The sequence below is a fragment of the Pedobacter polaris genome, from assembly GCF_005116505.1.
Classification (GTDB): domain Bacteria; phylum Bacteroidota; class Bacteroidia; order Sphingobacteriales; family Sphingobacteriaceae; genus Pedobacter; species Pedobacter polaris.
The window spans coordinates 1,103,674-1,126,549 of sequence record NZ_SWBR01000001.1 but is presented as its reverse complement, the minus strand read 5'-3'; the positions used below and the strand labels follow the sequence as shown (position 1 = coordinate 1,126,549).

General features: G+C 33.7%; 22 protein-coding genes. 9 read left to right on the top strand and 13 right to left on the bottom strand.

Features of this window, described 5'->3' with window-relative positions; translation table 11 throughout:
* Positions 1-43: 43 nt before the first annotated feature.
* The 4 genes from FA048_RS05000 to FA048_RS04985 all read right to left on the bottom strand — a co-directional run bounded on the left by FA048_RS05000 (position 44) and on the right by FA048_RS04985 (position 4,207).
* Positions 44-925, bottom strand: coding sequence for a MotA/TolQ/ExbB proton channel family protein (locus tag FA048_RS05000; RefSeq protein ID WP_136839102.1), 882 nt, complete (start codon positions 923-925; stop codon positions 44-46).
* Positions 926-1,216: 291 nt separating this feature from the next.
* Positions 1,217-2,821 carry a phosphoenolpyruvate carboxykinase (ATP) gene (gene pckA, locus FA048_RS04995; RefSeq protein WP_136839101.1) on the bottom strand — a complete coding sequence of 535 codons (1,605 nt, stop codon included), beginning with the start codon at positions 2,819-2,821 and terminating at the stop codon, positions 1,217-1,219.
* Between the two features lie 133 nt (positions 2,822-2,954).
* Positions 2,955-3,311 carry a translation initiation factor gene (locus FA048_RS04990; protein ID WP_136839100.1) on the bottom strand — a complete coding sequence of 119 codons (357 nt, stop codon included), beginning with the start codon at positions 3,309-3,311 and terminating at the stop codon, positions 2,955-2,957.
* A gap of 17 nt (positions 3,312-3,328) precedes the next feature.
* Entirely contained in the window at positions 3,329-4,207 is an 879-nt protein-coding gene (locus FA048_RS04985; protein WP_136839099.1) for a diacylglycerol/lipid kinase family protein, read from the bottom strand.
* A gap of 232 nt (positions 4,208-4,439) precedes the next feature.
* Between FA048_RS04985 and metK the strand changes: the two genes are divergently transcribed.
* A complete protein-coding gene (metK, locus tag FA048_RS04980; protein WP_136839098.1) occupies positions 4,440-5,726 on the top strand; it encodes a methionine adenosyltransferase in 1,287 nt (428 codons plus the stop codon).
* Positions 5,727-5,789: 63 nt separating this feature from the next.
* On the opposite strand, the gene FA048_RS04975 is transcribed toward metK, so the two are convergent.
* Genes FA048_RS04975 through FA048_RS04965 form a run of 3 tightly spaced genes read right to left on the bottom strand, consistent with a single transcriptional unit; the run spans position 5,790 to position 8,247 of the window.
* The gene (locus FA048_RS04975) at positions 5,790-6,404 is read right to left on the bottom strand and encodes an FMN-binding negative transcriptional regulator (RefSeq protein ID WP_136839097.1); all 615 of its coding nucleotides are present in this window, start codon (positions 6,402-6,404) and stop codon (positions 5,790-5,792) included.
* Positions 6,405-6,461: 57 nt separating this feature from the next.
* Positions 6,462-7,691, bottom strand: a complete 1,230-nt coding sequence (locus FA048_RS04970) for a carboxypeptidase-like regulatory domain-containing protein (RefSeq protein ID WP_136839096.1) — start codon at positions 7,689-7,691, stop codon at positions 6,462-6,464.
* Positions 7,669-8,247 (bottom strand): RNA polymerase sigma factor, encoded by a 579-nt coding sequence (locus tag FA048_RS04965; protein WP_136839095.1) that lies wholly within the window; start codon positions 8,245-8,247, stop codon positions 7,669-7,671. The genes FA048_RS04970 and FA048_RS04965 overlap by 23 nt, the downstream gene beginning before the upstream one ends.
* A 165-nt stretch (positions 8,248-8,412) precedes the next feature.
* On the opposite strand from FA048_RS04965, the gene FA048_RS04960 reads away from it, so the two are divergent.
* The 6 genes from FA048_RS04960 to FA048_RS04935 all read left to right on the top strand — a co-directional run bounded on the left by FA048_RS04960 (position 8,413) and on the right by FA048_RS04935 (position 15,474).
* Positions 8,413-9,147 carry a DUF4197 domain-containing protein gene (locus FA048_RS04960; protein ID WP_136839094.1) on the top strand — a complete coding sequence of 245 codons (735 nt, stop codon included), beginning with the start codon at positions 8,413-8,415 and terminating at the stop codon, positions 9,145-9,147.
* A 290-nt stretch (positions 9,148-9,437) separates the two neighbouring features.
* Positions 9,438-10,655: a DEAD/DEAH box helicase gene (locus FA048_RS04955; protein ID WP_205943419.1), complete on the top strand. Its 1,218-nt coding sequence runs from the start codon at positions 9,438-9,440 to the stop codon at positions 10,653-10,655.
* A 409-nt stretch (positions 10,656-11,064) separates the two neighbouring features.
* Entirely contained in the window at positions 11,065-12,345 is a 1,281-nt protein-coding gene (locus FA048_RS04950) for a replication-associated recombination protein A (RefSeq protein WP_136839093.1), read from the top strand.
* A gap of 1 nt (position 12,346) precedes the next feature.
* Positions 12,347-13,819, top strand: coding sequence for a DUF5687 family protein (locus FA048_RS04945; RefSeq protein WP_136839092.1), 1,473 nt, complete (start codon positions 12,347-12,349; stop codon positions 13,817-13,819).
* A gap of 1 nt (position 13,820) precedes the next feature.
* Complete coding sequence (locus tag FA048_RS04940) at positions 13,821-14,519, top strand: ABC transporter ATP-binding protein (RefSeq protein WP_136839091.1); 699 nt, start codon at positions 13,821-13,823, stop codon at positions 14,517-14,519.
* 274 nt (positions 14,520-14,793) lie between these two features.
* Positions 14,794-15,474 (top strand): OmpA family protein, encoded by a 681-nt coding sequence (locus tag FA048_RS04935; RefSeq protein WP_136839090.1) that lies wholly within the window; start codon positions 14,794-14,796, stop codon positions 15,472-15,474.
* Positions 15,475-15,633: 159 nt separating this feature from the next.
* On the opposite strand, the gene FA048_RS04930 is transcribed toward FA048_RS04935, so the two are convergent.
* Positions 15,634-15,978, bottom strand: coding sequence for a hypothetical protein (locus tag FA048_RS04930; RefSeq protein WP_136839089.1), 345 nt, complete (start codon positions 15,976-15,978; stop codon positions 15,634-15,636).
* Between the two features lie 66 nt (positions 15,979-16,044).
* On the opposite strand from FA048_RS04930, the gene FA048_RS04925 reads away from it, so the two are divergent.
* On the top strand, positions 16,045-17,058 hold the full coding sequence (locus FA048_RS04925) for a Gfo/Idh/MocA family oxidoreductase (RefSeq protein ID WP_136839088.1): 1,014 nt from the start codon (positions 16,045-16,047) through the stop codon (positions 17,056-17,058).
* A 108-nt stretch (positions 17,059-17,166) separates the two neighbouring features.
* Here the strand turns inward: FA048_RS04925 and FA048_RS04920 are convergent, their stop codons facing one another.
* Positions 17,167-18,156, bottom strand: coding sequence for an alpha/beta fold hydrolase (locus FA048_RS04920; protein ID WP_136839087.1), 990 nt, complete (start codon positions 18,154-18,156; stop codon positions 17,167-17,169).
* A 92-nt stretch (positions 18,157-18,248) separates the two neighbouring features.
* Between FA048_RS04920 and hutH the strand changes: the two genes are divergently transcribed.
* Complete coding sequence (gene hutH, locus FA048_RS04915) at positions 18,249-19,736, top strand: histidine ammonia-lyase (protein WP_136839086.1); 1,488 nt, start codon at positions 18,249-18,251, stop codon at positions 19,734-19,736.
* A gap of 88 nt (positions 19,737-19,824) precedes the next feature.
* On the opposite strand, the gene FA048_RS04910 is transcribed toward hutH, so the two are convergent.
* Genes FA048_RS04910 through FA048_RS04895 form a run of 4 tightly spaced genes read right to left on the bottom strand, consistent with a single transcriptional unit; the run spans position 19,825 to position 22,741 of the window.
* Positions 19,825-20,676: a GIN domain-containing protein gene (locus FA048_RS04910; RefSeq protein ID WP_136839085.1), complete on the bottom strand. Its 852-nt coding sequence runs from the start codon at positions 20,674-20,676 to the stop codon at positions 19,825-19,827.
* Between the two features lie 4 nt (positions 20,677-20,680).
* Complete coding sequence (locus tag FA048_RS04905) at positions 20,681-21,055, bottom strand: GntR family transcriptional regulator (protein WP_136839084.1); 375 nt, start codon at positions 21,053-21,055, stop codon at positions 20,681-20,683.
* A 17-nt stretch (positions 21,056-21,072) separates the two neighbouring features.
* Positions 21,073-21,900 carry a hypothetical protein gene (locus FA048_RS04900; RefSeq protein WP_136839083.1) on the bottom strand — a complete coding sequence of 276 codons (828 nt, stop codon included), beginning with the start codon at positions 21,898-21,900 and terminating at the stop codon, positions 21,073-21,075.
* 13 nt (positions 21,901-21,913) lie between these two features.
* Positions 21,914-22,741, bottom strand: a complete 828-nt coding sequence (locus FA048_RS04895) for an ABC transporter ATP-binding protein (protein WP_136839082.1) — start codon at positions 22,739-22,741, stop codon at positions 21,914-21,916.
* Between the last annotated feature and the right edge of the window lie 135 nt (positions 22,742-22,876).

Here is a 22,876-nt window from a genome sequence, read left to right as displayed (position 1 = left end):
TTCCGGTTTTCCATAAAGCCGGCAAAAAAAATTAAAATAATTTTTATTTATGTGTACTAGCGTAAGTTTGGATGATGCTGAAACCTGCTTCATCAATAGCATAAGTTAATTTATCTATTTTAGAAGTTAAGATATTATACATGATAATAGCTAAAGTTGAAGTACCGATACCTGTAGCTGTATTGATAAGTGCCTCAGAGATACCAGTTGCTAATGCAGCTTGATCTGGAGCACCTGAGTTAGCTAAACCACCAAACGCCTTGATCATACCTGTTACTGTACCTAATAAACCCATTAATGTACCTACTGATACTAAAGTTGCAATAATTGTTAAATTTTGCTCTAACATTGGCATTTCTAAAGAAGTAGCTTCTTCAATATCTTTTTGAATTGCTAAACATTTTTGGTCAGTATCCATATTTTGCTCAGTTTCCATCTCGGCATATTTTTTAAGGCCTGATTTAATAACGTTTGCAACTGAACCTTCTTGTTTATCGCATTCTGCGTTAGCAGCAGCGATGTTACCAGAACCTAAAAGTGATTGAATTTTTTTAACGAAAGAATCTAAACTTCCTTTTCCTGTTGCTTTACCAATAACAATTAAACGTTCAATAGAGAATACGAATACCATTAAAAGCATACCCATAAGGATTGGTACAATGAAACCCCCTTTGTAAGCCATACCACCATAGTTTCCTGGATGAGGTAAAATGTGAGCAGTATCATCATTATAGAAAGCTAATGATACAGTACTGTTAGCTTTTGCAATTGAATCATCAATTTGAAAATTAGATGGTTTACCTAATACAAAGATGAATAGTGATATCCCAATTAGGATACAAATAGGGATTACAAGAGTTGCAAATAAATTAGATGCAGTAGAACTCTCTTTTTTAACTGTTGTTGGTTTTGGTGCGTTTGCCATTTTTTTTTAGTTTTTTAGTTTTAGTACTTGTTTTAAAATTAGAAATTTTATTTAAATAATATAGTAATACACACAACGTTTCTTCAAACTAAATGTTGCGTTAACAAATTTATAACTTTGATTTAAATTACAAATTAAATAATCGTTACACAATTAATTCGTTACGTTAACACTTCTACTTGTTTGATGAGATAGGTGTATAACTAAAAAAGATTGCCTATTGTTTAGACAATCTTCCGCAATTAAAACTAAAAATTTAATTAAAAGCAAATTTTACACGAAAAAAATACGTTAAATCGCATTTTCTATAACTTTCGGCAGTGCTTTTAATATTTCTTCATCAGCTATATCTTCGAATTGCTTAAAATTGTTTACAAATGCATTTGCTAATTCATTTGCTTTACTGTCATAATTATGGGCATCTTTCCAAGTATTACGTGGATTTAATATTTCGGATGGTACATCTTTACAGTTGCTAGGCATCAAAAGACCAAAAACTTTGTGTTCAGTGAAATTTTCTTTTGCTAAACTGCCATCCAGAGCAGCTGTAATCATGGCTCTAGTATAACTTAATTTCATTCTATTACCAATTCCGTAAGGTCCACCACTCCAGCCAGTATTAACTAGCCAAACATTTACATTGTTCTTTTCCATTTTCTCTCCCAATAGCTTTGCATATTTAGCAGGATGTAAAGGCAAGAAAGCCTTGCCGAAACAAGCAGAAAATGTCAACTGTGGTTCAGTAACACCTGCCTCTGTACCTGCAACTTTTGCAGTATAGCCAGATATAAAATGAAACATTGCTTGACCAGGAGTTAATTTAGAAATAGGTGGCAGTACACCAAATGCATCTGCTGTTAGGAAGAAAATGTTTTTAGGTCCGGCAGCAACAGAAGGTTCTACAGCATTAGCAATATAATGTATAGGATAGGCAACCCTTGTATTCTCTGTTTTATCTATATTAGAGAAATCAACACTGCGTGAATTTGGGAAATAATTTATGTTTTCTAGCAGTGATCCAAATTTTATAGCATTATAAATCTGAGGTTCTTTCTCTGCTGTAAGATCTACACACTTTGCATAACAACCCCCTTCAAAGTTGAAAACAGAGTTTTCACTCCACCCATGCTCATCATCACCAATTAATGCTCTTTTAGGATCAGCTGATAAGGTTGTTTTTCCTGTGCCAGATAAACCAAAAAAGACTGCAGTATCTCCATCCTTACCAACGTTGGCAGAGCAATGCATAGATAAAGTGTTTTTTTGTTCTGGTAGGATAAAGTTTAAAACTGAAAATATTCCTTTCTTAATCTCGCCTGTATAGGCTGTTCCTCCAATTAAAATTATTTTCTTTGAGAAATTTAAAATCGAAAAATTTGACTGTCGAGTACCATCTGTTTCAGGGTCTGCCAAAAAAGATGGTGCAGCAATTATTGTCCACTCTGGTTGCTCTGGTAAATCTTCTTGCTCAAATCTTAAAAATAAGTTATTTGCGAAAAGGTTTTGAAAAGCATGTTCTGTAACTACTCTAATTGTAGTTTTATAATTTTCATCTGCACACGCATAAGAGTCGCGAACATAAATTTGTTTTGAGCTTAAATGTGTAGTTAATTTTTTAAATAAAGAATCGAAATGAGCTGGATCTATTTTGATATTAACATCTCCCCACCAAACCGTATTTTCAGTTACTTCATCACAAACAATGAAGCGATCTTTTGGAGAACGGCCTGTAAATCTACCTGTATCAATTGCTAAAGCCCCACTATCTGCTAAGGTACCTTCTCCATTTTTTAAAGCTTCCTCCACTAACTCCGATACACTAAGTTGATACTTTACTGTTTTAGCACTCAAATTTAAGTAGCTTAAATTAGGCTGCTGTACATTAATATTGCTCATATATTTGGTTTAATATGCTACAAAGCTAAGCAGATATTAACTCAAAAAACGTGCTTTTTTAGTAAAAAATTTACTTATTGTGGCAAATACACTATCATTTAACTAACTGATAAACAATTAATTAATATCAAATTTAACCTCCAGATTTTTTCACTTTGTATCCTTCTTTTTGCAGCATTAGAAACACCTTTTCTCTAAAATCACCTTGTATTAAAATTTCACCATCTTTAGCTGCTCCGCCCACACCACATTTGGTTTTTAGCATTTTGGCTAAAACCTGCAAATTTTCATCAGTTCCCTGATACCCTGTAATTAATGTAACTGCTTTACCCCCTCTGTTCTTCCTATCGAGCATTATTCTTAAATCTTGTTGATTATTCGGTAGGCTTTCATCACTAGATAGTGTATGATCTTCATACGTAAAAGCTGGGTCGGTTGAATACATTATTCCACCAAAATCATTAATTACTTTTTTCTTTGTATTTTTCATAGCGCTACAACAGTATTCTATTTTGTAATGATATTTAAGGCCAAAGGGATAACCTCTATATTTATTGCTTTGCCCATAAAGTATGGCTCACCATCTAGGTGGATAGAATCTTCCTTTGCTCTGGTTATTTTAATATTTTTACCCTTTAGTATTTCTACCATGTCTGACCTGTCTGTTGATTTACTTAACATTTGATAAGCTAATACTGGTAATTTGTATAATGGAAAAGGTTTTACAATACATATATCTAATAAGCCATCTATTAACGAAGATTTTGGAGAGATATGTACATTATTACCGTATTGCGATGAATTTGCAACGCTTACTAGGTAAGCTTCTCGAGTAAAATTAATCCCGTCAATCTCAATTTCATAGGTCTGAGGTAGATAAGACGTCATTTCTTTTAATCCCATTTCTACGTACCCTCTTAAACCGCGACTTTTATTCCCTGCGAAAACTGAACTAATATGAGCGTCAAAACCCATACCAGCCATATTAAAGAAATATCGCTCATTTAGTTTTGCAGCATCTACAACCTGGATTTTAAAATTGTTAATAAGCTGGATTGCTTTTATGGTATCCATGGGTATTTTTAGAAACCTTGCCAATCCATTGCCAGAACCAAATGGAATGATGCCAAGCACTTTATTTTGCTGCATTACTTTTGGGGCAATTTCATTTATTGTTCCATCTCCTCCCACTGCGATAATAATATCGAAGTTCTTATTGCTGGCTTCTTCTGCAATTTCTGCAGCATGGCCAATATATTCAGTATAGCTAAAGTTGGCATTGAACTTTGCTTTATCTAAATACAAATCTATTAATGCTGGTATTTTTAATTTCTTTTTACCACCAGAAATAGGGTTAATAATAAATAAGATATTTGCTTTTGACAATTTTTGAAGAATTAGATCTTCACAAAATAATTGATATTTTTTGACTATTAATAATATATATAGTAATTTTGCAGTGTTAAAGTGGACTGATTTGCGAAGTTATTTAATTATAGCTGGATTGCAACCACGTAAAAAAAAGTGCTAACCATAACTACACTTCCTTTTACTGCCTATTATTTTTGATCAGTCTACATTTTACATCATAAATTTATAATAAATTTAAATATTTAAAATGTCGTATTTATTTACATCAGAATCTGTATCCGAAGGCCATCCTGATAAAATTGCAGATCAAATTTCAGACGCACTAATTGATAACTTTTTAGCTTTTGATACAGAATCAAAGGTTGCATGCGAAACTTTGGTAACAACTGGTCAGGTTATTTTAGCCGGCGAGGTTAAATCTAAAACTTATTTAGATGTTCAACAGATTGCAAGAGACGTAATCAAAAAGATTGGTTACACAAAGAGCGAGTATATGTTTGAAGCTAATTCTTGTGGAATTTTATCGGCTATACACGAACAGTCTGAGGATATTAACCAGGGTGTAGACAGAAAAAACAAAGAAGATCAGGGTGCCGGAGATCAGGGAATGATGTTTGGGTATGCAACTAGCGAGACTGAAAACTATATGCCATTAGCTCTTGATTTGTCTCATGCGCTATTAAGAGAATTGGCTAATTTGAGGAGAGAAAATGCTGAAATTACTTATTTACGTCCGGATGCAAAATCTCAAGTTACTTTAGAATATTCTGATGATAATAAGCCTCAACGAATTGATGCCATTGTAATCTCAACCCAACACGATGATTTTGTTAAACCTCTGTCTAATTCAAAAGAAGATAAGGATATTGCAAATGAAGAAATGTTGGTTAAAATTAAAAGTGATTTAATCTCCATATTAATTCCGAGGATTAAGGCAAAATATCCCCAATATGCTCATTTATTTAATGACCACATTACTTACCACATTAACCCAACTGGTGTATTTGTGATTGGTGGACCACACGGAGATACCGGCCTAACAGGAAGAAAAATTATTGTTGATACCTACGGCGGAAAAGGTGCTCACGGTGGTGGTGCCTTCTCTGGAAAAGATCCAAGTAAAGTGGACAGGAGTGCTGCCTATGCGACGCGTCATATTGCAAAAAACTTAGTTGCAGCCGGCGTAGCAGATGAAATTTTAGTTCAGGTTTCTTATGCCATTGGAGTAGCAAAACCAACTTCTATAAATGTTGTTACCTATGGCACTTCAAAAGTTGCATTAACCGATGGAGAAATCAGTAAAAAAGTTGAATCTATTTTTGACATGCGTCCTTACTTTATTGAGCAACGTTTGAAACTAAGAAATCCGATTTATAGCGAAACTGCTGCCTACGGGCACATGGGACGTAAACCTGAAACAGTTACCAAAGTTTTTAGGACTCCTAATGGAGAAGAAAAAACCGTTACGGTTGAATTGTTTACCTGGGAGAAATTAGATTTTGTTGACAAGGTAAAATCTGCTTTTTCATTATAACTGAAAGACTATTTATATAAGAAAGGAAGGGCCATAAACCCTTCCTTTTTTGTTTGTAATAAGTTACAACATTTCTTTCATTTCCCTTGCTACTTCTTGAGCGTTTTTATCATTGCTCTGAGTTAAATTAGCAACAATTTTTTCTCTGTTTGCATTTGGGTGATTTTGACTTAATTTAAAGACATTATTAAGCTCTTCCACTCTAATCTCAAACCCTGATATTGCTTTTAGGTTTTTATTAATATAATCATCTGTCATCTTATGGAAAGCAGCGGGACTTTTACTCGGATCCTCATAGCTATTCGTTAAATGTTTGATTACTTCTCTCGTTTCATCATCATTCATCAATCTTATTTTTCCTTTTGCCTGTACAGCACTATAGTTCCATGTAGAGGCAACTGCTGGTTCTTGATAACTTGAAGCACTGATATAAGAATGAGCCCCAGTAAAAAGGGCTAATACGTTTTCATTTTTGGCAAATGCTTGATAATGATCTGTCTTTTTCATGATATGTCCAACAATCCGAATCTCATGTTCATTGTGGTAAATATGAACTGGAATTTGAGTAGCAACTGGGTAAATTCCATCGTAACCAATTAAAGTTACAAAAGAATGAGCCTGCATAAATGCTAATACTTTATCAGCATCTTTTTCTTCGAATATTGAACTTTTGTACATTGAACCTGTTTTTTATATAGACTTTGAGAAGCTATACAAAGTTACAGCAATAGCGAGTTAGAATTTAATTTTCAATTGGCCTAGATTTTTCTCATTTGAAATGAAAATCCATTTTGGACCATCTTTTAATAAACGAATAGCTTCCTTGTCATTTTCTTTACCAGCAGATTTAATGATTTTAATTGCTGTTACTGAGCCATCTTTCCTGACTTGAAAATCAAGCTCAACTTCTTGTTTATCAACAGTGTTTTTTGCAAGCTTATTGTTTGCCTTAAGGTAGGTTTGATAATTGTCCCATCCACCCAATGGTGTGGCTCCAACTTTTGAAGCAGGGTTAATGCTAACCTCTTTTAAGCTTTTATTATCATTCTCTAGTAAAATATTTATTGGCTGATTAGATTTAGCACCAACTTCTGCTGTTGCATAGCCAATATAACCAATAGTTAATTTTTGGTTCTGGGTACTATCCGAAGCAATTTTAAACTCCCCATTTCTATCAGTGGCAGTACCCCTATCAACTCCAGAAACTCTTACAATTGCCCCCGGAATTGGTAGGCCATTCTCTTTTGAAATCACTTTACCAGTAAAATAACTTGGGGTAATTCCTTCAGCTTTGCTTGGCAATGCCATTACTGCCGCCTTGCTTTCTGATTGTTGTTTTCCTTTTAATAAAGCTACGTTTTGCATTTCTTCGGCAACAACTTTTTCACGAGTAACAACCGCAGTAGCCGGGGGGCTTATTACCACAGCTTTTTCATTTGTGACAACTATTGGAGCTTCTTTAATGACCTTTACTTTATCCACCCCATCTTTAATGGTAGTTTTTGGTACTAATGGTTTATCTACCGAAACCTTATCTTCAATAATTGGTTGTGCCTCTTGTTTATTAGTAGCTACTTGAGGTGCAATTTTAACATCAACCTTTTTAGGCTCGTTTGATGCTAACATTTCTTGACGTTTGTTTCCTTTCATCCAAAACAGAATACTTACCGCAATAAATAAAACTGCCGCAGCCGCAGCTATACTTAAGCGTTGCGAAGTAATCGCCCATATTTTCTTTTCAACAGGTTTTAGGGTTATTCTTTCTTGTAATTGTTTTTGTAAAAGCGATAAAGATTGATTTCGTCTCGGCGATTTACTTAAACCCTCTAAGGCTTGGGCCACAAAAGGATCTTCTAGCGAAAGTTTTTCTACTTGGTGCATAGCTTTAGCATCAAGTTTACCATCAAGATAATCTTCTAATACATCTATATCTAACCACTCGTTATAACTCACTGTTCTTTTCAATACAAATTTTCAAATTCCTCTTTCCATTTTGGATATAACTTTTCACTTTAAGCATATCATATCCAGTTATATCGGCAACTTCCTTATAACATTTTTCCTGCAAATAAAATAAATCTACACTCTTCCTTTGCTCTTCTGGCAAAGTTTCCATGCATTTTTCCATTATGGTTAGCTGTGTCTCTTTTGTATCTTCTATATCTAGATGCACAAAATCTCCATTTTCCACAAAATTATCTTCCATTGCTACCGTCGGATTTTTTGCAGCTTTCCTTAAAGCCATTAAACAATGGTTTCGAGATAAAACATGAAGCCAGCTTTTAAAGTTTTGTACTTGATGAACTTTAAGCTTTACTACCAATTCTTCAAAAATCTGCATAACTGCATCTTTACTTAGTTCTTCGTCTTTAAAATAATTAAAGCAAACCCCAAAAACCAAGTGCATGTATTTGTTGTAAAGTGTACCCAACACTTCCAAATTACCACTTTGCTGATAAGCGGCAATGAGCGATAAATCGTCTTGCTCATTTATTTTAGAGGTGTTTTTTATAAACTTCAAATTGGGTAATCGGCTAAATGTTCTTCAAGTATAAAAAATATTTTCCGATAAGGGCAAGCAAATCGAATTGCGATTGATAAAATATGTGAAAAGATAAAATTAGTGGCAGTAGATTTGCTTACTATTGCTGAAGCAAATTTATGCTCTCAGAAATTTAAAGATAAGATGAAAAAAATCGGTTTATATTTAGGTGCAATGGCGCTAGTTTTTATAAGTAGTTGCGATGTACAAAGCCAAAACGCAATTGGTAGCATATTAAAGCAAATTCCAGCTAATGGAACTCCAACAACATTAGAGATTAGCTCGGGTTTAAAACAAGCCTTAGAGTTTGGCACAACAGCTGGAGCTGATAGACTTTCGGCAAAAGATGGTTTTCTTGGCAACTTAGCTGTTAAAATATTATTTCCAACGGAAGCACAAAAAGTAGAAAAAACGCTACGAAGTGTGGGCTTAAATTCACTAGCCGATAATGTAATTTTAAGTATTAATCGTGCTGCAGAAGATGCCGCAAAAGAAGCAAAACCAATTTTTGTAGCTGCTATTAAACAAATGACCATAACGGATGCAACAAATATTCTTTTAGGCAATAAAAATTCAGCTACAGAATATTTTAAACGCGTAACTACAGCACAACTAATGGAAAAATTTAGACCAGTAATTACTACAAGTCTAAGTAAAGTTGGTGCAACTAGATATTGGAGTGACGCGGCATCTGCTTATAACAAAATACCTTTAGTTAGACCAGTAAATACAGATCTATCTACTTATGTAGCTCAAAAAGCCATTGATGGAATGTTTATTCAGGTTGCACAAGAAGAACTAAAAATTAGAGATAACATTAGTGCTAGAAGTACTGGCTTATTGCAAAAGGTTTTTGGTTATGCTGATACTAAGAAATAACAGAACATATTCAATGTATAAAACAAGCTTCGACATTTAATCGGAGCTTTGTTGTTTAATGATTTTACAACTTAAATTCCTATATAGTTTAATTTTTAACCTGATTAAAGAAAATACCCCTTTTTACAATGCCTGATAAGTATAAATTAGATTGTAGCTAAGAGCAGAAAGAACGATGGTAGTTGCAAAAAATCTTGATTTTCATAAAAATTAAACTCCTTTAAAATCTCTAAATTTGTTTTTAGCTGTAATTTAAGGTAATTTACACCCCATATTTACAACACAATACATTGGATTTCAAAGATTTTAATTTCAACCCCGAACTTTTAGAGGGTTTACTGGCAATGGGTTTCAAAAACGCAACGCCTATACAACAACAAGCTATTCCACTTATTTTAGCAAATAAAGATTTAATTGCTTGCGCACAAACTGGAACTGGAAAAACAGGTGCTTTCTTATTACCCATCATGAATATGCTTACTGAAGATCATGATAGGCACAATACTACGCTAATTCTTACCCCTACACGTGAGCTTGCACAACAGATAGATTTACAGGTTGAAGCACTTTCTTATTTCACAAACATAAGTTCGTTAACGGTTTATGGTGGTGGGGATGGCATGGCTTATGAACAACAAAAACGTTCGATGCGTGAAGGAGTGGATATCATTATTGCAACACCTGGAAGATTAATTGCTCACCTTTCGTCTGGAGTTTTAAAGATGGATAAACTAAAACACTTGGTTTTAGATGAGGCAGACAGAATGTTAGATATGGGTTTTTATGAGGACATCATGAAAATTGTTGGCTACTTACCAAAAGATCGCCAAACAGTGATGTTTTCGGCCACTATGCCACCTAAAATTAGAACACTAGCTGGGAAGTTATTAAATGCGCCTGAATCTATAAGTCTGGCCATTTCTAAACCTGCCGAGGGTATTAACCAACAAGTTTACATGGTTTTTGATGACCAGAAAGTACCTTTATTAACTGAAATTCTTAAATCGGCAACCTATAAACGCATTATTGTGTTTGCAGGGCGAAAAGAGAAAGTTAAAGAATTGGGCAAAGTTTTTAAAAAGCTAGGTTTAAAAGCGGCAGCATTTCATAGTGATTTAGAGCAAAAAGAGCGTGAAGCCATTATGCTAGATTTTAAAAACAGCAAATTAAATGTGCTTATTGGAACTGATGTATTGAGCCGTGGGATTGATGTGACAGGTATAGATTTGGTAATTAATTTTGATGCGCCTCAAGATCCTGAGGATTATATTCATAGAATTGGCAGAACAGCCAGAGCAGAAACTACCGGAACAGCAATAACTTTGGTGAACAATAAAGATAAACGCAAACTAGCTAATATTGAGAAATTGATTGAACGCCAGATTGATCGAATTCCTCTACCCGAAACTATAGGAGAAGCTCCAAAAGATGAACCTGCTAGTTCAGATCATAAACCTTACGTTAAGAAAAAAAAGTTTTTTAAGAAGAAGCCGAAGAGTACAGCGTAATGGGTATTGCGTATTGAGATTGAAGGTAAATAGAGTTAAAAATGCCAACATATAAACCTCTTCGTCTATTTTTTATCTGGTTTATTTTTTGCCTTGGGATTGGAATTTTTATTCCTTTTTTTGAAGCAAATCCAAATTCAAGTAGTCAATTTACTTTTATTACAATAATTTACACTATTTATGCCTTACTCATAGGAACATTCATAATAGGTGTTTTCAATTTATTCTACTATAAAAATTGGATTAAAAAATATCTTTATTTTAACTATATATTAACAGCCATAACAGGTTTAATTATTCTGTTTTTTATCATTAAGATGTCTATGCTTTAGCTAAAATTTAATATCTAAACCTTTTTATACACCTCTATGTTCTATGTAGTAAACCTTAAAATTACTACCTTTAACTTATGCAAAACCTACCTCCATTAGCTGAACGGATGCGCCCTCAAAATTTGGACGAATATGTTGGGCAAAAGCATTTGGTTGGTCCGGATGCAGTTTTGCGCAAAGCGATAGAGAGTGGTCAATTACTCTCAATGATCTTTTGGGGACCACCAGGAGTAGGCAAAACTACATTAGCATACATCATTTCACAAAGTTTAGACAGGCCATTTTTTAACTTGAGTGCCATTAATTCTGGTGTTAAAGATATCCGTGAGGTAATAGATAAAGCCGCTGCGTTAAAAGACAGTTTTTTAGGTTTACCCATTTTATTTATCGACGAGATTCATCGTTTCAGTAAATCACAACAAGACAGTTTATTGGGCGCAGTAGAAAGAGGCTTAGTAACGTTAATTGGTGCTACAACAGAAAATCCAAGTTTTGAGGTAATTTCCGCTTTGTTATCACGAAGCCAAGTTTATATTCTGCAAAATTTAACTGAAGATGAGTTAGCAAGCCTTTTACAAACTGCAATACTAAAAGATGTTGTTTTAAAAGAAAAAACAATCAAAATAAAAGAACATGAGGCACTAATTCGTTTATCTGGTGGTGATGCCCGTAAATTGTTAAACGTTCTAGAAATTGCGGTTAATGGCATTGGAGGTGATAAAATTGAATTAACAAATGAGAATGTTTTAGCTCATGCGCAACAAAACTTAGCGTTGTATGATAAAGCTGGTGAACAACATTATGATATTATTTCGGCATTTATCAAATCTATTCGTGGTAGCGACCCAAATGCAGCAGTTTATTGGTTAGCCAGAATGATTGAAGGCGGTGAAGATCCATTATTTATTGCCCGCAGGTTGTTGATTTTATCTTCAGAAGATATTGGTAATGCAAATCCAAATGCCTTACTTTTAGCAAATAACTGCTTTACTGCTGTAAATGTAATTGGGTATCCTGAAGCAAGAATTATACTTTCTCAATGCGTAACTTACTTAGCATCAAGCGCTAAAAGCAATGCTAGTTACGAAGCAATAAATAAAGCACAAGCCTTGGTGAAACAAACTGGTAATTTGCCAGTCCCATTACATATCCGCAACGCACCAACAAAGTTGATGAAAAATATAGGTTATGGAAAAGATTACCAATATTCGCATGGTTATGAAGGCAATTTTTCTGAACAGGAATATTTTCCAGAACAACTAAGTGGCACAAAACTATATGATCCGGGCAAAAACCCCGCAGAAGAAAAATTAAGAGAAAAACTAAAACAAAACTGGAAAAACAAATACAACTATTAATATGCTCAGAACTTTTTTAAGCCATCAATGGAAAGATTTTTGGCGTAGCCGAAACAAAGCAGGAAGCATTGCTGCAAATATTCTCCTTGGTTTTTTTATGCTTTATTTCTTAGTGCTTGCTATTGGACTAGGCCTTGGGATGGGATTCCTTATCGAGAAATTCTTTCCAGGTAAAAATGTAATCGAGGTTTTTAATGGCTTCATTTTATATTATTTTCTATTCGATTTAGCAATTCGTACACAAATGCAAGAATTGCCTACATTAAGCATTATACCGTATTTACACCTTAACATTAACAAAAAAACGATTGTAAATTTCTTGAACATTAAATCTCTGTTCTCGTTTTTTAACCTCATACCACTATTTATTTTTATTCCTTTTAGCATTATCAAAATAGGTACTACTTATGGGGCATTAACTGGTTTAATGTACATAGTATCTATTCTCTCGTTAACATTTTTTAATAATTATTTAGTCTTATACCTAAAAAGAAAATCGATTAATAATATTGCTTATTTTGGATTAATTATAGGTTTTGTAGCCGTATTTGCTGCTTTAGATTATTACAACATTGTTTCCGTTAGAGCAGTATCGAACTTTATTTTTATGACCGTCGCTAAGTATCCTCTTGGAGGATTAGTTTTTACTTTAGCAGCCGGGATTATTTTCTTCATCAATTCTAATTATTTATTATCTAACCTTTACACAGAAGAATTAAGTACTAAGGATGACAAAAAGGTAAGCACAGACTATGCCTTTTTAAATCGTTTTGGAAAAGTTGGTGAATTAGCTGCATTAGAACTGAAACTTATTTTAAGACACAAGCGTTCTCGTGGCTCCATTTTTATGGGGTTGGCCTTTTTGGCTTACGGCTTTATTTTTTACAAAGCTCCAATGATAGCTAATGATGAGTTTGGGAAAATGCTCTTTGCAGCTCTATTTATGACAGGCATAACCATCATCTCCTATGGTCAGTTTATGTTCGCATGGCAAAGCACACACTTTGATGGGCTCTTAGTTAATAAAATTGATTTTACGAATTTCATTAAAGCTAAGTTTTTATTATTTACCATTAGCTGTACCATCATTACCATATTGGCTAGTTTTTATGGCTTTATGAGTTATAAATTATTACTAATGCATTTGGCAGCCTATTTATATAATATTGGTTTTGCAACAGTAATTGTACTTTACTTTGCTACAATGAATTATAAAAGACTTGATATTACCAAAAGTGCGAGCTTTAATTGGCAAGGCGTAGGTGCTACACAGTGGATTTTAGGATTACCATTTATATTAGTTCCCGTTTTTATTTATTTGCCTTTTGGAATATTTAATAAACCGTATTGGGGATTAGCAGCAATTGCTATTTTCGGATTAATTACCCTTTTAATGCGTAATTTCTGGATAAACTTATTAGTTAAAAGATTTGAAAAACAACGATATAAAATAGCCGAAGGCTTTAGAGAATAATATGATGTTAGAATTTAAACAATTAAAAAAATCTTACGGAGGTAGAACCGTTGTTGATATTAACAACCTAATCATCCGAGAAGGAGAAACAATTGGTTTAGTAGGTAACAATGGGGCTGGTAAAACCACTATGTTTAGAATGCTGCTCGATTTAATTAGGCCAGACAGCGGAGAAATATTATCGAAAGATGTTAATGTTGCTACAAATAGCGATTGGAAAAATTATACCGCTTCTTATTTAGATGAAGGTTTTCTAATCGATTATTTAACACCAGAAGAATATTTTATTTTTATTGGAAGTCTACACAATTTAAGCATAGCCGATGTTAAAGAATACCTTAACCAATATGATGAATTTTTTAATGGTGAAATCTTAAATCGCGGAAAATACATTAGAGATTTTTCGAAAGGAAATCAAAATAAAGTTGGTATTGCTGCAGCATTAATGCAAAAACCTGAGCTTTTAGTATTAGATGAGCCTTTTGCAAATCTAGACCCAACTACTCAGATTAGGCTTAAATCTCATATCAAAGCACTTAAATCAACCCATAGATTAACAACTTTAATATCAAGCCATGATTTAAATCACGTAACGGATGTTTGTGACAGAATCATCTTATTAGAAAAAGGTATAATTATTAAGGATTTTCATACTGATGAAAATAGTTTAAAGGAGTTAGAGGCTTATTTTGCTGAATAGAGTTATAAGTTGCTGTTCAAATAGCATATAAATCCAATCGCGTAACTCGCAACCAATAACCCAAATTGTATAGAATTATGGTCAATCAAATACCCAATTTGTGGTATTAGGTTGACCATTTATTTTATAATCTAGTTTTTTAACTTAAACGTCTACATGAGCTAATCTACATTATCCCAACAAATAAGCTATTAATTTAGCTTATTTGTGATGTTTTGTAACAATTGGCACTACGTTTGAATATGCTGTAGTATTAACTAAAAATATTATTAAAATGATGACTTCAAAATTCAAAATAGCAACATTAAGTATAGCCTTATCTGTAGGCGCAATGACTTTTTCTGGTTGCGATAGCTTAACAAATACACAAAAAGGTGCTGGTATAGGTGCTGCTGCCGGTGGCGTTATTGGTGGTATAATCGGGAAAAAAGCAGGTAATACTGCAGTAGGTGCTATTATTGGTGCTGCTGTTGGCGGTACAGCTGGTGGTTTTATCGGTAAACGTATGGATAAACAAGCTGCCGAAATTCAAAATGCTATTCCAAATGCAGAGGTAATTCGTGAAGGTGAAGGTATCATTGTGAAATTTGATAGTGGTATTTTATTCGACTTCGATAAATTTGCGTTAAAAGATGCAGCAAAAACTAATATTCAAAGTTTAGCATCTTCTTTAAACCAATATCCAGGTACTGATATTAAAGTTATCGGACATACTGATAGCCGTGGTACTGAAGAATATAACATGACACTTTCTCAGAAAAGAGCTGCTGCTGTAAAAGCTTATGCTGTTTCTCAAGGTGTACCATCTTCTCGCTTAATTACTATTGGTAAAGGTTTTGCTGAGCCAATTGGCGACAATGCTACTGAAACTGGTAGAGCGGAAAACAGAAGAGTTGAAATTGTAATCGTTGCAAACGATCAATTGAAAAAAGAAGCTGCTACTAAAGGCAAATAATAATAAAATTTATATCTACCTATATAAATAACAAAACCCTGTTGCATTAATTTGCTTCAGGGTTTTTTAATATTAGATATAACCGGAAGGACATAAGGCTATTCTTAATGTTTAATTTTTCTAAGGTGCGCTTAGGTTTCTTAGGTGGTAATAATTTGGCTAAGAATAAATGTCTTCAAAATAGGTAATCGCCAAACCTTTAAGCAATAGCTCTTGCTCCATTAAAGCATAAGATGGAACTGGTTTTATAAGTTTCCAATGAGGCCAACCATCTTGGTCTAAGCCTTCTAATTCATAAAACCCCATTTCACTAAGCAAACGGCAAGTTGCAATATGCATCAACTCTTCCTTTTGTCTTTTGCTATACTTTCCTGGTCCTTTTCCAAGCTCTTGTACACCAATTAAAAATAGAATTACTTTTAAATCTGGAGTATCAGAATCAAACTCTTTAGCAATTTTTAGTTGTAGTTCTTTCCATTTAGCGTGTATTTCTGCTGGCTTCATATTGCAAATATACTTTTATGACAAACAGTTTAACGCACATATAAGTCAATTTTTTAGCTTTGTGTTATGAACAGCAAAATCAACACGGGCCTATTGGCTTATGGCATGTCTGGCAAAGTATTTCATGCCCCTTTTATCAGTACACACCCTGATTTTAATTTAAAAGGGATTGTAGAAAGAAATCATAAACTTGCACAAAAAGACTATCCAGAAATAACAAGCTACAACAGTGTTGATGAATTGCTTAATGATAATGCTATAGATTTAGTAATCATTAATACGCCAAATAATACACATTACGAATATGCAAAACAAGCGTTAAAAGCTGGCAAGCATATTTTAGTCGAAAAACCTTTTACAGCTACAACCGAACAGGCGAAAGAGTTATTTGCCTTGGCAAAAAGCCTCAACAAAAAGGCATTAGTTTATCAAAACAGGAGATACGATAGTGGCTTCAATGCTGTTAAAAAAGTGATTGAAGGTGGTAAGCTTGGCAAGTTAGTAGAAGTTCATTTTCGCTATGATAGGTATAGAAATGAAATAAGTCCAAAAGCGTTTAAGGAAGAGTTAGTAGAAGCAACGGGTTTACAATATGATTTGGGCCCTCATCTCCTAGATCAGGCAATTGCTTTATTTGGTAAACCAAAAAAATTCAATAAAATATTGAGTAAAAATCGTGCAGATACAAAGGTGGATGATTATTTCGCTATTCAATTAACCTACCCAAATGAACTAAATGTATTTTTAACTGCAAGTATGTTGGTTGCAGATATTAAAGATGCCTTTATAATAAACGGAATGATGGGCTCTTTCAGTAAAAATCATGCAGATGTACAAGAGGCCCAATTGTTAAAGGGAATGAAACCTACCGAAGAAAATTATGGCATTGAGCATGTCAAGGACGCTGGGAAGCTTACCTTAGTTACTGAAGATGGGGGTAGAATAACTGAAACTGTTGCTTCAGAAAAAGGAAATTATCCAGGTATTTTTGAAGCTGTTTATCAAAACATAGCTAATGATATTCCTTATCCCATTACAGAAGAAGATATTTTGACGCAGTTAGAAATATTGGAGAGTTAATCTTGCGGATTAAAAATCCGCAGTAATAAAGTTGAGATTACAAATCTCGACTAACAGACAATCTAGACTAACGGATTAAAACAAAAAATAGTTCAGACTGAACAAAATTTAAATATTCTTCATAAGAGCTACTAGAAATTCATTAGGTATTTCTAAATGAGGAATATGTCCGCAATTTTCAAACTCAATCAGCTTTGCTCCAGGAATTTTAGCAGCTGTTTCTTTTCCTAAAACCTTATATTGTCCATGCTTTGCTTGTTCACTAGGGCTTAATAGACCTTTCCCTACAATTGTTTTATCTTCCCTTCCAATGAATAAAACCGTTGGCACTTTGATATTCACAAACTCATGCACTACAGGTTGTTCATAAATCATGGTAAATGTCATTGCGGCAACTTTCGCCCATCTAGGATAATCGGCACTAAAAGTTACACCAGCGGCAATTCGAACTAATTCATCATACTCTGGTTTCCATGCTGTGAAATAAGAATTTTGGTAATATTTCTTAATGCTTTCTGCTGTGGATTTTAATTCTGTCTTATATTGCTGTTCAGTATTTATATAAGGTACAAACTTTCTATAATCCTCTAAACCAATTGGGTTTTCTAATAATAATTTCTCAGTTCTATCTGGATAAAGTAATGCAAATCTAACAGCTAACATTCCTCCCATTGAATGCCCAAGCACTGAGGCTTTTTGAACACCTAAGCTATCCAATAACTGTTTATTCCATGCGGCCAATTGATGAAAACTATAATGGATAAATGCTTTTGAAGATTTTCCGAAACCAATTTGATCTGGAACAATTACCCGATAACCCTCAGCGGATAAAGCTTTGATAACGTTCGTCCAATAATAACCGCCAAAATTTTTGCCATGAAATAACATTACGCTTCTACCATTATTTTTAGCTGTTGGCGCAACATCCATGTATGCCATTCTAAGATCTTGACCTTCGTCCGTAATATTTAGAAACCTAACAGGATATACATACTTTACATTTTCTAGTGTAATAGATAGCGTATCTTGTTTTTGAGCTTTTGCGACAGTAATAATTGTAAAAAAAGAAAGTACCAATAGGAAATAATTCTTCATCATAAGGGAAATTGTAAACAAGGAAAACAATCGTTACTAGCAATTGTGTTAATATGTGAGCATTATTTATACTTTTGAGGCACCAAATAAAATTTATGAAAGACTACCAAATCGGTTCTGACCAATTATCACTTAGTGTTATTAAAGAAATAATCGAGGGACAGCAAAGGCTTACCTTATCTACTTCTGCTATTGAACGCATTGAAAAATGCAGAAAGTATTTAGATGATAAATTAAGTAATAACGAAGATCCAATTTATGGCATAAATACAGGTTTTGGCTATCTTCAAAACGTTAAAATCGAAGCCGAAAATTTAACTCAACTACAACACAATTTACTCTTATCTCACGCGTGTGGAACGGGCCAAGAAGTTCCAAAAGAGATTGTAAAGCTGATGCTTTTGCTTAAAATACAATCCTTAAGTTATGGGCATTCTGCCATTGCTTTAACAACTGTTAAACGTTTGGTAGATTTTTACAATAATGATATATTACCCGTAATTTATACACAAGGCTCATTAGGCGCATCTGGAGATTTAGCTCCTTTGGCTCATTTAGCTTTACCTTTAATTGGCGAGGGAGAAGTTTGGTATGAAAATCAAAAAATCGGCAGTGCTGAATTAAATAAAAAGCTGAATTGGCAGCCTTTAACCCTACAAAGTAAAGAAGGTTTAGCATTAATAAATGGAACACAATTTATGAGTGCTTACGGAACTTTTTGCTTACTGAAAGCTCAAAAATTCTCGGCTTGGGCTGATGCAATTGCTGCCATCTCTATTGATGCATTTGATTGTAGAATAGATCCGTTTTTAACTTTGAGCCATATCATCAGGCCACACAAAGGTCAAGTTGAAACCGCAGCAAATATTTATGACTGGCTTGCTGGAAGCGAATTAATTGCTAGAAAAGGCAAACAAACACAAGACCCCTATTCTTTTCGTTGTGTCCCGCAGGTGCATGGAGCAAGTAAAGATAGTATCAATTATATCCAATCAGTTTTTGAAACAGAAATGAATTCTGTAACTGACAATCCAAATGTTTTTCCAGATGAAGATCTAATTATTTCTGCCGGAAATTTTCATGGGCAGCCCTTGGCTTTAACATTAGACTTTTTATGTTTGGCATTGGCCGAACTTGGATCCATTTCTGAAAGAAGAACATTTCAATTGATTTCTGGAACCCGAGGTTTGCCGCCATTTTTGGTTAAAAATGCAGGGTTAAATTCTGGATTAATGATTACACAATACACCGCTGCATCAATTGCTAGCGAAAATAAACAGTTGTGTACACCTGCGTCTGTTGATAGCATTGTAAGTAGCAATGGACAAGAAGACCATGTGAGTATGGGTGCCAATGCGGCAACAAAATGTTTACGCGTTTGCGATAATGTAGAACGAATTTTGGCTATAGAACTTCTAACAGCAAGCCAAGCACTAGAATTAAGATTACCAGAAAAATCATCGATTAAAATTGAAAATTTAGTGAGTGATTATCGTAAAGTTGTTTCCTTTAATGAGGCTGATAGAATTTTATCAACCGATATTAAAGTGAGTATTGAGTTTATGAGGAGTACAAAAATTTAAAATAATTACGTCATTGCGAGGAGGAACAACGAAGCAATCTATCAGTAGGAAAGATTGCTTCGCTTTGCTCGCAATGACGCTTTACTTTTTATTTCTTATTAAACATTTGATTTAAGTTAACAGCTGGCATTTGTACCAGAGTTTCATTAGAAAGTTTGCCCGAACAATTAGCGACTTTAATGTTCTCCAATTTCACATCGGCAATACCATTTGTATTCAAGGTCAAATTATTAATGGTGTATTTTCTTTCTATTTGATCATAACTTCCAATAAGTTCAACTTTACATTTACCAAAAGTAGCAATTGACACATTGTCAAAAGAGTTCAATTCACTTTTCAAATTTGTATTATGCAAATCTAAGCTGATTGATTTAATCTTAGCCTCTCTAAAATATAGACTAGCTAAATCTTCAGTTTTAACGCTCAATTGATTAATTTTGGTAGCGTGATCAAAAGAAACTGAACCCGACTTTTGAATATTTAAACTTAGGCTATCAGCAATGGCAGAAACATTTACATCATTGGCTTTGGCTACATTTAGACTTTTAATACTTGGTGAGTAAACAGCAATTGTCGTATAATACCCTTCATTATTTGTGTTATTTTTAACTACAATTTGCAATGTTCCACTGGCATCAACATTTACACTTAATACGTCTTTCAAATGGCTCGGAATTTTTACTCCGTACTTTGAATCCTTTACAAAATGAATATTTAACTGCAAAGCTTTAGCATCTGCAATATTTACCGATTCAAATGAGCTTGATAACGGAATACTTGTCATATTTTTAGATGTAGCACTAAAGCTATCTAGGTGAGACATTATATGTTTATTATCTCCAGTTTTGTACTTTGTTGCAGAAACAATTACCATCCCTAAAACCGGAATTAAAATTAGTGCCAATGCAAAAGCGATTAATATTTTATTACTTAGTTTCATTTTCTTAAGGATTAAAAGTTTCTTTAACAAAAGTGTTGTAGCGAGTTTCTAATTCATCGAACCCGATGTTTAACAAGTAAACATTTCTAAAAACTACGGGTAGTTCTTCTTCTATAAATTGTGTTTTTAGGTAGTCTTTTACATTTACCAATGCATTTTCAGCTACAAAAAAACCAATACCTCTTTTGTTACTAATTATATTTTTGCTCTGCAGTAATTCATAAGTACGCATTACTGTATTTGGGTTTACCTCTAGCGCTACTGCCATTTCCCTAACCGAGGAAACTTTCTCGTCTACTTTCCATTTGCCAAGCAAAATATGCTCGCAAACGTAAGCTGCTATTTGAAGGTATATTGCCTTATTATCTCTAAATTCCATATCTATACCAATTAAAATTAAACCTCTTTTTCTTTTAGACGCACATAAGTAATGCTCCAGAATATTGCAGTAAGTACTACTAACAATAGAACCCCCAATATTTCACCATCTGATCTTGATACATTATTAAGAGGCATTTCTTCACTTTCTATTAAAACTTTACCTTCAAATAAAAACTCTCCAGATTTAAAGATTATTAAACTCCAAATCCCTGAAAATATCATTACCGAAATTGCCGTTTTTATATAATGGAATTTATTAAAGTAAATGGAACCTACAAGGAAAATACTAGTTACAAAAAATGGCACTGCATAAAGCGGTTTAAACAGGTTCGGACTATTTTTAGAGAAGAAATACATAATGTTATCTATAGACTTAACTTCTTTCCCACTTGCATCGGTATAAGTGGTTACTGAACTTACACTATGATAAAGGCTTCGTAATTTCGAAACAAAAGCCAGATCAGTGAGGTAAAACAAGATAACAAAACTTGCTATTGCTAAAATTGAAGTGAAGAAAATCCCAGTTAAAAATTTTTCAAATGTTGAGGCGGGTATCAACAAATCTATAATCGCCTTTGGTTTTTGACCTAAGTGAGCAAAATAATTACTTGCAATTATACTGATAAAGATGAAACCAAAAATTAGGAATAAAGGCTCTCTAAAATGTAAATCTCTTTCTGAAAAAGCGTGTGTACCAACAATATTTTTCCAGAGGGCAAGTCCGTAAAATGTTATAATAACACCTAGTGCAACTAATAAACTTATTAGGTAAATTTTGCCAAATTCTAGCCATTGTCTCTTTAACAAAAGACCAAAACGTTGTATGTTAAATGTATTGTTCATGTCTGTTTAAGATTTAGTTAAAAATTGGTTTTAATTTATTTTTCTCTGCCAATACCGCATTAAATAGCAATTCTAAGTCTAGCTTACTATCTTCTTGGTGAAAGTTTGGCATTACCGCATTGTAACCTGCTAATGAGGGTTCAGCATAAATTACTTTGTCATCTATCTCCTTTACACGTTTAAATACTAATTTGTTCGTGATTTCTTCTACAGATGCTTTTAAGGCCACGCTATTTTCATCAAGCATAATTACTGTATCTATCAAGTTATCTAAATCTCTTACTTGATGCGTAGAAATGATAATGCATCTATCTTCTGTTAATGCCGATGCCATAATTTTACGAAACTGTGCTTTTGAAGGGATGTCTAAACCATTTGTAGGTTCATCCATAATAATCAGCTTTGCGTTAGTAGCCAAGCCAAAGGCGATGATTACCTTTTTCTTCTGCCCGTAAGACATATTGATTAATTTTTGCCCTACTGGGATATCAAATTCTGCTAGCAAAGCCGTAAAGTAAGGATGGTCAAAGTTTGGATAAAAAGCTGCATTTGCTTTTACATAGGCATCAATTTTAACTGATGGCAAATAAAACTCTTCTGGTATAAAACAGATTTGCTCTAACAAAGCTGGTTGGCGCTTTGCAGGATTAAAACCCAACACATCCAGAGTTCCGCTTTCTGCGTACACTAATCCTGCTAGATTTTTTAATAAGGTTGATTTACCAGCGCCGTTCTTGCCCAATAATCCATATATATGACCATTGCTTAATTGCATGCTCAAGTTTTTGAATAACAGTTGATGTTTGCTGTAACCAAAATTTAGGTTGTTAATTTTAATCATTCTCTACTGTATTAGTTAAATAATACACTAAAGTATGTGCTATTTTTGAAACCTCCAAATTATTTGTTATTTATTTTTTTGTTTTGTCAATTATAACCACTGAAGAATCTGGCTGGTGAACCTAAAATAAAAAGC